We start from the raw sequence: 13,547 nt of genomic DNA on the forward strand, positions 1-13,547 counted from the left end.
TCGGTCAGCTCTGACAGTGCGGGCACCAGTACGTGACTCGCAGCTGTAGCTCGTCGTCGCCGAGTTCGCCGCGCTCGATCGGGGTGCCGCACCGACGGCACGGCTTTCGGTCGCGCCCGTACGCCCAGAGCTGCTGACCGGGGCGCAGGTTACCGGTGGTGGTGCGCTCGATGCGCTCGCGGTTGACCGTGATGAGGCGTTTCGCGAGCGCGATGGTGCGCACGAGGTCGCCGCTGTCGCCGACCGGGCGAGTGGGGAGAACGCCACGAAGGAAGCAGAGTTCGGCGCGGTAGACGTTGCCGAGTCCGGCCATGATCCGCTGGTCGAGCAGGGCCAGTCCGATCGGGCGATCGCGGTCGGCGGAGAGACGGCGCAGCGCCTCATCGGGGTCCCAGTCCGGGCCGAGCAGGTCGGGGCCGAGGTAGCCGACGACGTCGTCCTCCGCTGAGCGCGGCACGATCTCGAGCAGACCGAGCTCGAAGCCCACGGCTTGCCAGCGCTCGGTCTCGAGGATGATCCGCGCCTGGAACGCCGGCCGATGCCATTTCGGCTGCCGGTCGTCGCTCCGCGCATAGAGGTGCCAGCTGCCCTCCATCTTGAGGTGGGAGTGGATCAGCGCGTCACCCACCCGCATCAGCAGATGCTTGCCGCGGGGGATGACCTCGTGGATCGTCTCGCCGGAGAGATTGATGGTCGCGTACTTCGGTACGCGGACGTCGCAGCGGGTCAGCACATGGCCATCGAGCGCTTCGGCGAGGTTGCGGGCGGAGCGGTAAACGGTGTCACCCTCGGGCACGGCTGCCCCTTCCTGCGCTCACGAGCGCATCCTCAGGCCGCGGGGGTTGGCGACGAAACCCGCGGCGACGAGCGCGTCGCCGAAGGGCGTACCTAGTGCGAAGACACCGTCGATCTTCTCGACGGTGAGTTTGTCCACTCCCCGGGAGCGCACGAGCTGCGAGAGCGCTCCGGCGGCGTCGGCCAAGACGGCCTGGTCGTCGCTGAAGGTGAGCGCGGTCTTCCCGCCGCGCTCGAGGTACACCGCGAGCGCGCCATCGACCACGGCGACGAGGGCGCCCGCTTTGCGGCCAGGACGGTGGCCCTCGCTCTGCGGCCACGGGAGCGCTGCTCCGAAGGGGTTGGCCGGGTCTGTCGCGGCCAGCGCGAGGACCGGCCATGGTCGCTCCTGGGCCTCGTCCTGCGGCGCGAAGGTGCGGAGGCGGTCGACGCTGCCAGCGGTGCCGAACTGGGCCGCGCCGAGCTTCTCGATGAAGTAGCCGCGGCGAGCCCGGCCCTGCTGCTCGAAGCCGCTCAGCACCTTGTAGGCGAGCGCGAAGCCGCCAAGAACCCCCTCGGCCTGCACGGAGCCGCGAGTCACGATGCCGTAGCGCTCGAGCAGGGTTTCGCCGAGCGCGTGCCCGCGGACCGTCGCGTCGGACTCGGCCAAGGGCACGATCGACCAGCGACCGCCCGCAGTTGGGGGACCGACCCGGGTGGCCATGGTGGGGCGCACGGTCATCCGGCCTCGGGGGGCGCGAGCCCGGGCAGGTGCGCGCGGCTGCCGATGCGCACCCCCGGTCGATCCGACGAGCGTGCGCAACGGCGCGAGCGTGTCGTTGGTGACCAGCCCAGCCCATACCAGCTCCCAGAGGGCCTGGACGAGGCCGGCGTCGTCAGTTGAGCCCACCGCGTCCGAGAGCTGGCGGAAGAAGTAGCCGCCACCGGAGCCGAGTACGCCGACGATCTCCTGCTGCAGATCGCCGAGCGGCACAGTCTCGGCGGCGGGGACAGGCAGGGTCAGGCCGGCGGTATCGGCGAGGTGCAGGCTCACCCAGCCGTCGTTGCCGGGGAGGGTGCCAGCGCCGGCCCAGAGCACCTCGCCAGTGGCGGTCAGCTCATCGAGCATGGCGGGAGAGTAGTCACGTACCCGCGCGGGTAAAATCAACGACTCCCAGGCCGAGGCGGGGATCGGTGCGCCAGCGAGCTGGTCGATGACGGACGCGACGCCGTCGACTCCGCGCAGCGAGCCTCCGACGTGCTGCCAGGCGGGGAGGAAGCGGCCGTACACGGCGGCATCGACCGGCTCGACCTCTTTGCGGAGCGCGGCGAGCGATCGGCTGCGCAGGCGCCGCAGCACCTCAGCGTCACACCACTCCGTGCCGGTGCCGTTCGGCCTGAATTCACCCTCCGAGACGCGGCGCTCCCCGGCGAGCCGGCGCAGGGTATCGGTGACGACCGCGACGCCGAGGCCCAGCCGCGCGGCGACTGCGGCAGCGGTGAACGGGCCGTGGGTGCGGGCGTAGCGGGCCGCGAGATCGCCGAGCGGATCACGGACCGGGTCGATGAAGGCGACGGGCACACCGATCGGGAGGGGCACGCCGAGTGCATCGCGCAAGCGCGAGGCGTCCTCCATCGCGGCGTAGCGCTGCTCGCCGCCGAGGCCGACCGGCAGCACGCGCTTGGCGCGCACGAGTGCGGCGACCTGCGTCTCCAGGACTTCGCGGTCGATCGGCGCGGCCTTCGCGACGTCGGCGGAGGTGACCGACTCGTCGACCAGCCGCTCGCCGAGTTCGTCGATGGTCAGGGGTCCGAGCAGGCGGAGGAGATCGGCGGCCCCTTCGAGGCCGCGCAATCGGCGTTCCGGCTCGACGCGCTGCAACTCCCGCTCGATCTGCGCGAGGACGAGCGGATCAAGCAGCTCGCGCAGTTCGGCGCGGCCGAGGAGTTCACCCAACAGGGTGGCGTCGACCGAGAGCGCGGCGGCGCGGCGCTCGGCCAGCGGGCTGTCACCCTCGTACATGAAGGCGGCGACATAGCCGAACAGCATCGAGCGGGCGAACGGGCTGGCGGTTGGAGTCTCGACCTCGAGAATTCGCAGCTCGCGGCCGTCGAGACGTGCCGCGAGGCGCAGCAGCGCGGGCAGGTCATAGACATCCTGGAGACACTCGCGCACGGTCTCGAGGATGATCGGGAAGGTCGGGTAGGTGCGCGCGACGTCGAGAAGCTGCGCCGCGCGCTGACGCTGCTGCCAGAGCGGGGAGCGCTTGCCGGGGTTGTAGCGGGGGAGCAGCAGTGCTCGGGCCGCGCACTCGCGGAAACGGGCGGCGAAGAGCGCCGAACCACCGACCTCGCTGGTCACCAGCTGCTCCAGCTCCTCGCGCTCGAACAGGAACAGCTCGGCGCCGGGCGGCTCGGATTCTGTGTCGGGGATCCGCACGACGATGCCGTCATCGCCGGCCATCGCCGCTCCGTCGACCCCGTGTCGCTCGCGGACGCGGGCACCGATGGCGAGTGCCCACGGCGAGTGCACCTGCATGCCGTAGGGCGAGTGCAGGATGAGCCGCCAGTCGCCCAGCTCATCACGGAAGCGCTCGAGCACAAGGGTGCGGTCGTCAGGGATCTGCCCGGTCGCGAGTCGCTGCTCGTCGAGGAAGGAGAGCAGGTTGTTCGTCGCGAACTCGTCGAGACCTGCCGCGATGCAGCGCTCGCGGGCCGTCTCCGGCGCTGATCCGCCGACCTCCCGGGTGAAGGCTCCGATTGCCTCGCCGAGTTCGGCAGGGCGGCCCTGCGAATCGCCCTTCCAGAAGGGGAGGCGCCCCGGCTCGCCGAATGCGGGCGTCACGATCACGCGGTCGTACGTGATCTCTTGAATCCGCCAGCTCGTCGCTCCGAGCGCAAAGACGTCGCCTACGCGCGACTCGTACACCATCTCCTCGTCGAGTTCGCCCACCCGGTTGCCGGTGGAGCCCGGCTCGCCGACCATGAATACGCCGAAGAGCCCGCGATCGGGGATGGTGCCGCCGCTCGTGACGGCGAGGCGCTGGGCGCCCGGGCGGCCCGTGAGCGTGTTCGCATCGCGATCCCAGACCAGGCGCGGACGCAGTTCGGCGAACTGATCGGAGGGATAGCGGCCAGAGAGGAGGTCGAGGGTCGCCTCGTACGCCGATCGCGGGAGCGACACGAATGGGGCGCTGCGGCGGACGGTGTCGAACCACTCATCGACATCGAGACTTTCGAGTGCGGTTGCCGCGACAGTGTGCTGGGCGAGGATGTCGAGCGGGTTCGCCGGCACCGAGAGGGACTCGATCATCCCTGCGCGCATTCGCTCGGTGGTGACGGCCGTGTGGAGCAGGTCGGCGCGGTGCTTGGGGTAGAAGGAGCCGCGCGAGACCTCGCCGACCTGGTGCCCGGCGCGGCCGACGCGCTGCAGAGCGCTGGCGACCGAAGGCGGCGTCTCGACCTGCACGACGAGGTCGACCGCGCCCATGTCGATGCCGAGCTCGAGGCTCGAGGTCGCTACCACACAGCGCAAACGACCCGACTTGAGGTCGTCCTCGATGATCGCCCGCTGCTCCTTGCTCACGGAGCCGTGATGCGCGCGGGCAAGCAGCGGTTCGTCTTCTAGAGCCGACTGTCCGATTCCGCTGGTGCCACCGGCAGCGCCCATCAGCTCGGCAGGTGGGCGGCGGGTAGAGGAGGAGACGGCTTCGCCCAGCAGCGTGCCGACCGCGACCGGTTCGCTCGCCTCGCGCGCCCGCTCGGCCTCTGCCTCCCGGCGCTCAGCGTGGATCTCGTTTAGCCGGGCGGTCAGCCGCTCGGCAAGCCGTCGGGAGTTGGCGAAGACGATGGACGAGGTGTGCGCGAGCACCCGGTCGACGATCGACTCCTCGACGTGCGGCCATATCGATCCACTCTGCGGGCCGGTCGCCCCCATCGTCGAGCCCTCCTGCGGCGTGGCGGCGCCCAGCTCGGACATGTCTTCAACGGGGACGACGACGCTGAGGTCCCATTGCTTCTCGGAGGCGGGCGCCACGATCGCGACGGGCGAGCGGCCTGCAAGAAACCGCGCCACCTCCTCCCGGGGTCGCACGGTCGCGGAGAGGCCGATCCGCTGGACAGGCTTCGGGAGTAGCGCGTCGAGCCGCTCGAGCGAGACGGCGAGGTGCGCACCGCGCTTGGTCGACGCGACGGCGTGCACCTCGTCGACGATGACCGTCTCGACCCCGCGCAGCGACTCCCGCGCCGCAGAAGTCAGCATGAGGTACAGCGACTCGGGCGTGGTGATCAGGATGTCGGGCGGCGTCTTCTGCAAAACCCGACGCTCGGCAGCCGGAGTGTCACCGGAGCGGACGCCGACCGTGACAGTAGCCGGCTCTGTGCCGACGCCCTCTGCACTGAGCCGGAGCGCGGTCTGCGTGACGCCGACCAGCGGAGAGCGGAGATTGCGCTCGACGTCGACCCCGAGTGCCTTCAGTGGCGAGACATACAGCACGCGTGTGCGGTGCTGCGGATCCTCCGGAGGTGGGCCCTGCACCAGCCGGTCGATCGCCCAGAGGAACGCAGAGAGCGTCTTGCCCGAGCCGGTGGGAGCAACGACGAGGGCGTGCGCTCCGCTCGAGATGGCCGACCACGCCCCCACCTGAGCGGCGGTAGGAGCCGGGAACGCGCCCTCGAACCATGCCCGCGTGGCGGGGGAGAAGCGATCGAGGACGTCCGGCATGCGTTTATCCTCTCTGCCACCACCGACATTGCCCGGCGCGTCCGCCGGGGGCGAGCCCTTGACGGCGGGTCTGGAGCGCTCGGTGGCGTGCGTCAGGCGAAACCGAGGCGGATAAAGGTGCCGATGTCGGCGAGCTCCGCCTGGCTCACGCCGTGGGCTACTCCCTCGTAGACGCGCGCGTCCAGGGCCGTGTGCTCAACAAACCACGCTCCCGCGTCTCGGACGAGCTGCTCGGGAATCACGGAGTCGAGCGTGCCGCGTCCCCAGAAGACCGCAGGACGGTCGCGGGCGAGACGCTCGTCGGCGTCGTCACCTTCGGCGAGCGGCACGACGAAGCCAGAGAGCGCGACGGCGAAAGCGAAGCGGCCGGGCGCCCGCCGCAGCAGCTGCACCGCGAGGGCCGCGCCCTGCGAGAAGCCGAGCAGCCCGACCGGACCCGAGTATTCGAGGGCGTCGAGCCAGTCGAGGACCCCGCCCACTGCCTCCTCGACCGCGGTGGGGTCCGCGCGCGGCTGGTCCGGATCGAGCGGAACTTGCAGTGACCACCAGGCGTTCGCTCCGCCGCCCAGAGGCAGGGGCGCCCGCAGCGATGCGAGCACCGGCTCTAGCGGCAGGTAGGCGCCGAGCGAGAAGAGATCGCCCTCGTGGGAGCCATAGCCGTGCAGCAACACCAGGAGAGGACGTCCCCCGTGATCGCGTTCGGACGAGGACCACAGCACTGCGTTCGCGTCAATTCCCACCTGACCATCCTCTCCCGAAGCGCCCGAAGCGCCCGTGGCGGATGTGGCCCGAAGAGCCTTCGCGTCGGGTAAGAATGGCACCATGAGCGTGCGAACCCCTGACCCGAACTCTGGGTGGCTGTCTGACGATGAACTCGCCGAGATCCGCCGTCGGCTCCCGCTGCTGTACGTCGAGGCGGTGCCGGTGCGGGTCGACGGACTCGGGCAGGTCATTGAGGTTGGCATGCTGCTACGCGCGACGCCCTCGGGCCAGATCACGCGCACGATCGTCTCGGGCCGCGTGATGTACGGGGAGACGTTACGCGACGCGCTCTTCCGCCACCTCGAAAAGGACCTCGGCCCGATGGCCTTCCCCCTCCTTCCGGCGAGCCCCCTGCCCTTCCACGTCGCGGAGTATTTCCCGATGCCTGGGATGGGCCCGTTCACCGACGACCGTCAGCATGCGGTCTCGCTCGCCTACGTGGTCCCGGTCACCGGCACGTGCGACCCGCGTCAGGACGCGCTCGAACTCACCTGGATGACCCCCGACGAGGCGTGCTCCGAAGCAGTCTCAGCCGAGATGGAGGGCGGCCGCGGCGCCCTGCTGCGCGCCGCACTGGCGTCCGTCGGCAAGCTGAGCTGACCATCGTGGACGCTGGTTAACAGACCTGGTAGCCGTCGGAGGCCCGCTCGTAACCGAGGTTGAGAATCGGTTTTCGGGGGATTCCGAGAGGTGTGGCCGCGACCAGCCTCGGTTACAGACACGAGTGACTGCTGCATCCGATGCCGCAATCGAAGATCGCGGTGGATCACGACAAGCTCGACGCCGTGGTTCTTACTCGTGCGGGCGGATCGGCGTGGCCCGCTGCACCCCGCTCCGCAAGAAGCAAGAAACACCGACAAGCGGCGTTGGTGCGCCGCCTCGCGGCGCACCAACCCGTCAGCCCTGCGCGCGTCGCCCTCCGCGGCGCTGACCGCCGGCAGACTCGCGGGCGGGTGCAGCCGAGGAGGCACCGCCCGTGGCGGTGCTATAGAACGAGCGCGATCCACCTGAGGTCGAGGGTGCGCCGGCCGAACGACCGCGGCCACCGCGCGCACCCCCGCGAGCGGCTCCCTCGGTGGCGCGGTCGCGACGGGGACGGTCGGAGTCCGCGTTCGAGCGTCCTCCGCGGGATGCCATGGTGCCCTCGGTGCGTGCAACGCGCTTGCGCTGAGCGTTCGCGCCCTGAGAACGGCCGCCCTGCGACTGGCCGCGGACAGGCTCGACGACGGCGGTCGGTGTGACGTAGGCGGCGACGTCACCGACGAGCTTCGCGACGGCGGCCGAATCGGCCGTGACCTGCTGAGGGGCGACCTGGATCGCGGCCTTGCGCAAGAGCGTCTTCACGTCGCCGCGCTGCGTCGGTAGAACGACGGTGACGACGTCTCCCTCGCTGCCGGCGCGGGCGGTGCGGCCCGAACGGTGCAGGTACGCCTTGTGTTCCATCGGCGGGTCGACATGGATCACGAGCTCGACGTCATCGACGTGCACGCCTCGAGCGGCGACGTCGGTGGCGACGAGGACCCTCACGGTGCCGGCTCCGAACGCCGCGAGGTTGCGGTCGCGAGCAACCTGCGAGAGGTTGCCGTGCAGGTCGACGGCGGGGATGCCCTGGCCAGTGAGCTGCTTGGCGAGCTTCTTCGCGTGGTGCTTGGTGCGCATGAAGAGGATCCGGCGGCCGGTACCCGATGCGAGCGTCTTCACGAGCGCGTTCTTGGCGTCGAGACCATCGACCTCGAACACGTGGTGGGTCATCAGAGCGACCGGCGAATTAGCCTCGTCCACCGAGTGCAGTACCTCGTTCTGCAGGTACTTCTTCACCAGCTTGTCCACGCCGTTGTCGAGCGTGGCCGAGAACAACAGACGCTGGCCACCACGCGGGGTCTTGTCGAGGATCCGCGTCACGACGGGGAGGAAACCGAGGTCGGCCATGTGGTCGGCCTCGTCGAGCACGGTGATCTCGACGGCGTCGAGGTTGACGAAGCCCTGCTTCATCAGATCCTCGAGGCGCCCGGGGCAGGCCACGACGATGTCGACGCCCTGCTTGAGCGCGGCGACCTGACGCTGCTGCGACACGCCTCCGAAGATCGTGGTGGTGACGATGCCGTAGGCGTCCGCGAGGGGCTGCATCGCCGCGGTGATCTGCGTCGCGAGTTCGCGGGTCGGCGCGAGGATCAGGCCGAGCGGACGGCCCGGACGGCGGCGACCACCGGAGAGGGCTCCGCCAAGTCGGGCGATCATCGGGATGGCGAAGGCGAGGGTCTTGCCGGAGCCGGTCTTGCCCCGGCCGAGGACGTCGCGGCCGTTCAGGGTGTCTGGCAGCGTGTCGACCTGGATCGGGAAGGGCTCGGTGATGCCGCTCGCGGTGAGCGCCGCCACGAGCGGGGCCGGAACGCCGAGAGCGCTGAAGGAGGGGATGTTCGACATGGAGTGGTGCCTTTCAGGGGCATCATGCCGATCGGGAGTCGCGCGGGCGGTGGCCGGGGCGCGGTGATCGGCGTTCGGGCGAAGGTGACGGTGGTCACATCCGTTCGCCGTACGATTCGGTGCGCGCGGCCGGGGGCCTCATGCACGTGCGCCAGATGGTCGGGACGGATCCTCGACGGTCAGAGTCCTAGGGGACAAGGGGCGTTCTACGACGCGGGGGAGCGCAGTCGTCGCGCTCGCACCGCTCCACTCTAGCGCGTGGCGATCCATCCGCGCATCGCCGCCTGCACCCGGGAGCCGTCGATGTCGCTCAGCTTGGTGCTGACGAAGCGTTCCGCCCAGTCCGAGGTCTGCACCCGGAACGGCGGCATCTCTTCGCGCAGGGTCCTCAGGATGACGGCGGCGACGTCGCCCGGATCCTGCGCGTGTGTCGAGGAGAAGGTGGACGCGGCACGGTCGAGGTACGCGCTGAGTGCGGACGCGTAGGGGCCGGCCTGGGCGAGCATCGCGCTCGCGTCGATGCCTGCGTTCTCGACAAAGCTGCTCCGCACGGCACCCGGTTCGACAAGTGACACCTGCACGCCGACCGTGGCGGCGACCGGAGCCAGCGACTCGAAGAAGCCCTCGACGGCGAATTTTGCGGCGCAGTACGCCTCGGCGAACGGTTGGCCGACCGCGCCGCCAATGCTCGAGACCGTGACGATCCGCCCGCGCGAGCACCGGAGCATCGGTAGTGCGGCGCGCGTAACCGCGACCGTGCCGAAGAAGTTGACCTCCATCACCCGGCGCAACTCTGCCGGGTCCTCGTGCTCCGCCGTGCCGAGGTGACCGACGCCGGCGTTGTTGACGAGGGCGTCGAGTCGGCCATGCTCCTTCTGCACGGTGTCCAGGCATACAGCGACGGAGTCCGCATCCGTCACGTCGAGTTCCCGGATGTCCATGTCGACCCGGGCTTCTGCGGCCGCGGCGCGAAGTCCCTCGGCCCGCTCCGAGTCGCGGACCGTCGCGACCACCTGCCAACCGGATCGGGCGGCCTCGACCGCGGTCACGCGGCCGATCCCGGTAGAGGTTCCGGTCACGAGGAGGACGGGACGGGGCATGCGAGGTTCCTGCTTCCCGGCGCTCGGCAGCACCGCGAGGAGGCTAGCGGCCGAGGCTCCGAGCGCGTCCAGCCTCAGGCCGGGCCGCAGCATTCGATGCCCGAATCAGCCGCGGTAGCGCTCGCCCACCGGCACCTCGACCGCAAGCGTGTTGCCCGCCGGGGCGAGAGGGCACGCCCAGGCCGGGTCATACGCGCACGAGGGGTTGTAGGCAAAGTTGAAGTCGAGCACCAGGGTTCCGGGCGCGGCACCCGGTCCGAGATCGGCTCCCTTGATGGTGTCGAGAAGGTAGCGCCCGCCCCCGTAGGTGCCCCCGGGCGTCCCGGCCAGGGCGTCCTTGACCGGGAGAAACAGCCCGCCGCCGTAGGAGGCGAGCCGCCACACATCGAGGCTGCCGACGTGAGGCACCTCGACCGTGCCGACCAGCTCGAACGGTACGGTGCCGTCGGTGCCGGTCTCCACCTCCATCTGGCGTGCTTCCTCAGCCGGAGCGATCGCCAGCTCGAATCGCCAGGCAGCGTCGTAGGGCGCGATCGGGAGGGAACGGAAGTGCGCTCGATCGCCCGGTAGGAGGGGAGTGGCTGGATGCTGTGCGAAGAGCGCGTTCCGCCCGCGGATCCACGAGGCGTGCGCGGCGAGCAGGTCGACGTTCGAGAGACGACGAACCTCGGCGTAGAGGGCCTGCGTGCGGCGGCGCCAGTCCGTGACCTCGATCGCGCTCGCCAGCGTCCTGCTCGGTGAGGCGATGCCGGTGTCCTGCTCATCCTCTCCGGCCGAAGGCCAGTGCAAGTGCAAGAGCTCAGAGCGCGAGATCTCTTCCGTGCCGTCGGGACTCATTCTGCGGCCTCCCCACGCGCGCGGGTGTCGGCGCCGACGTCGTGCCGCCACGAGGGCGCGAGCGAGCGGATGCGGATGCCCCGCCACTGCCAGAACGCCCACACAGACGGCCAGAGCGCCGCGGAGGCAAGGCCCGCCGAGAATTCGAGCCGGTCGCGGAACAGGGTGCGTCCGTCAGCGAGCGGTGCGACGGCCATGCGGTGATCCCAGGCGGTGATGAGGCGGAGGGAGCCCGAGAGCGGACCGCCGCTGTCGCGGAGGATCCGCACGTGAGGCATCGAGGGCACGCGGCGGTAGGAGAGGTCGATTTCCTGCGCGCCCATCGGCAGGATCCCGAGCGCGTCGATCGCGACGTCATGCGGGCCCAGCCCCCAGGTCGGCCGGAAGCCGCCCTCGTCGAGCGAGGCAGCGCTGAGGAGGGGGGACATCACCTCGCGGAATACGGCCGGACTCTGCAGGGCGCGCCAGGCGGAGTCGGCGTCGGTATCGAGCACGTGCTTGAGCATCACCTTCACGAAGGACATCCTCCTCTGCCGGCCGCCGCGCGGGAACCGGATGCGCACGCGCGCTGCGACGTGTATGCGCCGCGTGCTCGGTAGCGTGGCAGCGTGATCGCCGCTTCCCTCGACCAGTCGACGTACCAGATCCGCTTCGACTGGGGAGCTCGGGCGCTGCGCGTGCTCGCCCCCGCCGCTGTCACTGTCGTCGTGGATGCTCTGCCGGGCGGTCGCGAGTTCGACGCGGGCTCCGTCGAGGGCTCCGTCGAGGGCCGGATAATCCGCGCCGGGCTGACCGACCGCACCGCTGTCGCCCGCTGGATCCTAGCCCGTCAGCACGAGAACGGTGGCCGCATCAGCATCAACGTCGTCGCGATGGGTGATGTCGACGAGAGCGGCGAGGTGCGCTTCGCAATGGAGGACCAGCTCGCCGCCGGTGCCGTCATCGACGCCCTGATTGGCCTCGGCGTCGACCACGTGTCGCCCGAGGCGGCCGTGGCCTGCGCCTCCTATGACGGACTGCGCCGCGCCTGTGCGCACCTGCTCACCGCCTCCGCCTCCGGTCGGCTGCTGGCTGCGGAGGGACGCGCCGATCAGGTGCGCGCCGCCGCTCGCGTCGACACGGTCGATGAGGTGTCAGTGCTGCGCTGATCCGCGCGCGCCTCCCTCGACTCCGGCCTCGTGCGATTCGCAGGACGACGTGCGATTCGCAGGACGACGTGCGATTCGCAGGACGACGTGCGATTCGCAGGGGATCCATGCCTCGACATCGCGATCGTGCGGTGGGATCCACGTCCGCGGACGCATCCCCTGCAGATCGCACCGTCCCCTGCAGATCGCACCCGTTTCCTGCAGATCGCACGAGTTCCCGCGCCCCCTGCAAGCCCCGCGGATCGCAGCCCGCCCTCGACCACCGCGCCCGCATCGGCGTAGCGTTCGGACGGGAGCGGATACTCCGCCCCTGCGCCCCGACCGAAAGCTGGCCCCATGAAAGCCGTCCTCCACGACGTCGTCCTCGCCGACGCGCCCGACTCCGACCTGATCTCAATTGAGGGCAACTGGTACTTCCCGCCGTCGAGTATCGCCGAGGGCGTCCTCGTCGAGAGTCCCACCCCCTACACCTGTCCCTGGAAGGGCGAGTGCCAGTACTTCTCGGTACAGACCAGCGACGGTCTCGAAAAAGACAAGGCCTGGTCGTACCCGCACCCGTACCCGACTGCGTTCGACCGCGTCGGCAAGGACTTCTCGGGCTACGTCGCTTTCGACGCCTCCGTCCGCGTCTCCGACTGACCCGCTTGCCGTGGCGTCGACGCAATCACTCGGACGGCGCCACGGCAGGTCGCTGGGAGGCGGCCGCACGCTCGCGATGGGCGCGCACCTTCGCCCGGTTCCCGCAGCGCTGCATCGAGCACCAGCGCCGGGATCCCGCGCGCGACGTATCGAGGTACAGCATCCGGCACTCGGGAGCCGCGCATCGCCGCAGCCGGTCGGCCGCAGACCCCAGCAGCTCGACCGTCTCGCGAGCGATGGTTGCTAGCGCTTGCCCGCCCGACGCGCTTGCGCGCCCCGCCTGTCGCGAGCCGCCGCTGAGCGTGGGTGGGATGTCGGGCATCGCCGCGACGAGATTCACCACGTCGATGTCGCGCGGGTCGAGTCCCGTCGCAGCCTCGGCCGCCTCTGCCAGCCGAGCGATCGCCGAGCGGAGCATCAGGGCGTCATCGAGCCGAGCGTCGCGGCTTCCCGTGTCCACCGCATCGAAGTGCTCGGCGAGCCAGAGAGTGAGCGCAGCGTCGGAGCCAAACTGCTCGGTCGCCCCGAAAGTGAGGGCTCCGGTCGTCGCAAAGTCGAGCGCGAGGCTTCCGGAGTCGAACCACCAGCGCCGGCCGTCCGCCTCGGCGAGCCATTGCCCGGTGCTCGGAGCGTGCCCGCGGATCGTCCGTAGCTCCCTGCTCATGGAAGCTGCACCGTTCGTCGCCGCCACTGGATCGCGTTCGCCGCGTCGAACCTGCGCGCGCACCTTCCGCAGGCGAGCGGCCGGGTGGGGCGACGGTGGCGGTAGAAGAGGTGCCCGCCCGGGCAGCTGCCGATCCACGGGGCGAGTTCATCTGCGGTCGGGCTGTTGTGTGTGCGCCCTCCGGTATAACCCAGGCGATCCGCGATCCGGCGCCACTGGCTGCCGTGCGCCGCATCCGGTCCGGCGAGTGCGTGCGCGACCTCGTGCAGAAGAGTCTGGTGTACCTCCTCGTCGCTCCAGCGTGCGGCGAGATGGCGGGAGACGGTGATGCGGTGCCGCGTCCAGTTGCAGGCTCCTGCTCGGGTGCGCGCGTGATCGAAACCGAAGCTCCACGAGTCGTCGAGGTGCTTCTGGATCAGTGCGTGCGCCCAGCGGGTGACGTCGTCGAGGTCAGCCACGCGGCGTCTCTTGAAAGG

12 protein-coding genes are annotated in these 13,547 nt (G+C 70.3%); 3 read left to right on the forward strand and 9 right to left on the reverse strand.

What is annotated here, in order from left to right; translation table 11 throughout:
* Positions 1–4 precede the first annotated feature (4 nt).
* From B0H03_RS05245 to B0H03_RS05255, 3 genes are all read right to left on the reverse strand, one after another.
* On the reverse strand, positions 5–796 hold the full coding sequence (locus B0H03_RS05245; RefSeq protein WP_104265263.1) for a DNA-formamidopyrimidine glycosylase family protein: 792 nt from the start codon (positions 794–796) through the stop codon (positions 5–7).
* Between the two features lie 18 nt (positions 797–814).
* Positions 815–5,497, reverse strand: coding sequence for an ATP-dependent helicase (locus B0H03_RS05250; protein ID WP_104265262.1), 4,683 nt, complete (start codon positions 5,495–5,497; stop codon positions 815–817).
* Positions 5,498–5,589: 92 nt separating this feature from the next.
* On the reverse strand, positions 5,590–6,237 hold the full coding sequence (locus B0H03_RS05255; protein WP_241560438.1) for an alpha/beta hydrolase: 648 nt from the start codon (positions 6,235–6,237) through the stop codon (positions 5,590–5,592).
* Between the two features lie 82 nt (positions 6,238–6,319).
* On the opposite strand from B0H03_RS05255, the gene B0H03_RS05260 reads away from it, so the two are divergent.
* Entirely contained in the window at positions 6,320–6,859 is a 540-nt protein-coding gene (locus tag B0H03_RS05260; protein ID WP_104265260.1) for an NUDIX hydrolase family protein, read from the forward strand.
* A 297-nt stretch (positions 6,860–7,156) separates the two neighbouring features.
* Here the strand turns inward: B0H03_RS05260 and B0H03_RS05265 are convergent, their stop codons facing one another.
* From B0H03_RS05265 to B0H03_RS05280, 4 genes are all read right to left on the reverse strand, one after another.
* Complete coding sequence (locus B0H03_RS05265; RefSeq protein WP_104265259.1) at positions 7,157–8,683, reverse strand: DEAD/DEAH box helicase; 1,527 nt, start codon at positions 8,681–8,683, stop codon at positions 7,157–7,159.
* 251 nt (positions 8,684–8,934) lie between these two features.
* Positions 8,935–9,783 carry an SDR family oxidoreductase gene (locus B0H03_RS05270; RefSeq protein WP_104265380.1) on the reverse strand — a complete coding sequence of 283 codons (849 nt, stop codon included), beginning with the start codon at positions 9,781–9,783 and terminating at the stop codon, positions 8,935–8,937.
* Positions 9,784–9,888: 105 nt separating this feature from the next.
* Complete coding sequence (locus B0H03_RS05275) at positions 9,889–10,620, reverse strand: DUF1684 domain-containing protein (RefSeq protein ID WP_104265258.1); 732 nt, start codon at positions 10,618–10,620, stop codon at positions 9,889–9,891.
* The gene (locus B0H03_RS05280; RefSeq protein ID WP_202129874.1) at positions 10,617–11,144 is read right to left on the reverse strand and encodes a hypothetical protein; all 528 of its coding nucleotides are present in this window, start codon (positions 11,142–11,144) and stop codon (positions 10,617–10,619) included. Before B0H03_RS05280 ends, B0H03_RS05275 begins: the two co-directional genes overlap by 4 nt.
* An 84-nt stretch (positions 11,145–11,228) precedes the next feature.
* Here B0H03_RS05280 and B0H03_RS05285 point away from each other — a divergent pair, with 84 nt between their 5' ends.
* Together B0H03_RS05285 and B0H03_RS05290 are read left to right on the forward strand one after the other, a co-directional pair.
* The gene (locus tag B0H03_RS05285) at positions 11,229–11,768 is read left to right on the forward strand and encodes a 2-phosphosulfolactate phosphatase (RefSeq protein ID WP_104265257.1); all 540 of its coding nucleotides are present in this window, start codon (positions 11,229–11,231) and stop codon (positions 11,766–11,768) included.
* 336 nt (positions 11,769–12,104) lie between these two features.
* Positions 12,105–12,407 carry a DUF427 domain-containing protein gene (locus B0H03_RS05290; RefSeq protein ID WP_104265256.1) on the forward strand — a complete coding sequence of 101 codons (303 nt, stop codon included), beginning with the start codon at positions 12,105–12,107 and terminating at the stop codon, positions 12,405–12,407.
* Positions 12,408–12,432: 25 nt separating this feature from the next.
* Here B0H03_RS05290 and B0H03_RS05295 read toward each other — a convergent pair whose 3' ends face one another.
* Positions 12,433–13,071, reverse strand: coding sequence for a CGNR zinc finger domain-containing protein (locus tag B0H03_RS05295; protein WP_104265255.1), 639 nt, complete (start codon positions 13,069–13,071; stop codon positions 12,433–12,435).
* The gene (locus B0H03_RS05300) at positions 13,068–13,529 is read right to left on the reverse strand and encodes a SprT-like domain-containing protein (RefSeq protein WP_104265254.1); all 462 of its coding nucleotides are present in this window, start codon (positions 13,527–13,529) and stop codon (positions 13,068–13,070) included. The genes B0H03_RS05295 and B0H03_RS05300 overlap by 4 nt, the downstream gene beginning before the upstream one ends.
* Positions 13,530–13,547 lie beyond the last annotated feature (18 nt).

Origin of the sequence: Rathayibacter iranicus NCPPB 2253 = VKM Ac-1602, assembly GCF_003149025.1 — a bacterium.
GTDB lineage: Bacteria > Actinomycetota > Actinomycetes > Actinomycetales > Microbacteriaceae > Rathayibacter > Rathayibacter iranicus.

Bases quoted from the DNA above. Each gene is read 5' to 3' on its own strand.
- B0H03_RS05250 (WP_104265262.1), bottom strand. From the start codon at position 5,497: ATGCCGGACGTCCTCGATCGCTTCTCCCCCGCCACGCGGGCATGGTTC.
- B0H03_RS05260 (WP_104265260.1), top strand. From the start codon at position 6,320: ATGAGCGTGCGAACCCCTGACCCGAACTCTGGGTGGCTGTCTGACGAT.
- B0H03_RS05265 (WP_104265259.1), bottom strand. From the start codon at position 8,683: ATGTCGAACATCCCCTCCTTCAGCGCTCTCGGCGTTCCGGCCCCGCTC.
- B0H03_RS05270 (WP_104265380.1), bottom strand. From the start codon at position 9,783: ATGCCCCGTCCCGTCCTCCTCGTGACCGGAACCTCTACCGGGATCGGC.
- B0H03_RS05275 (WP_104265258.1), bottom strand. From the start codon at position 10,620: ATGAGTCCCGACGGCACGGAAGAGATCTCGCGCTCTGAGCTCTTGCAC.
- B0H03_RS05280 (WP_202129874.1), bottom strand. From the start codon at position 11,144: ATGTCCTTCGTGAAGGTGATGCTCAAGCACGTGCTCGATACCGACGCC.
- B0H03_RS05290 (WP_104265256.1), top strand. From the start codon at position 12,105: ATGAAAGCCGTCCTCCACGACGTCGTCCTCGCCGACGCGCCCGACTCC.
- B0H03_RS05295 (WP_104265255.1), bottom strand. From the start codon at position 13,071: ATGAGCAGGGAGCTACGGACGATCCGCGGGCACGCTCCGAGCACCGGG.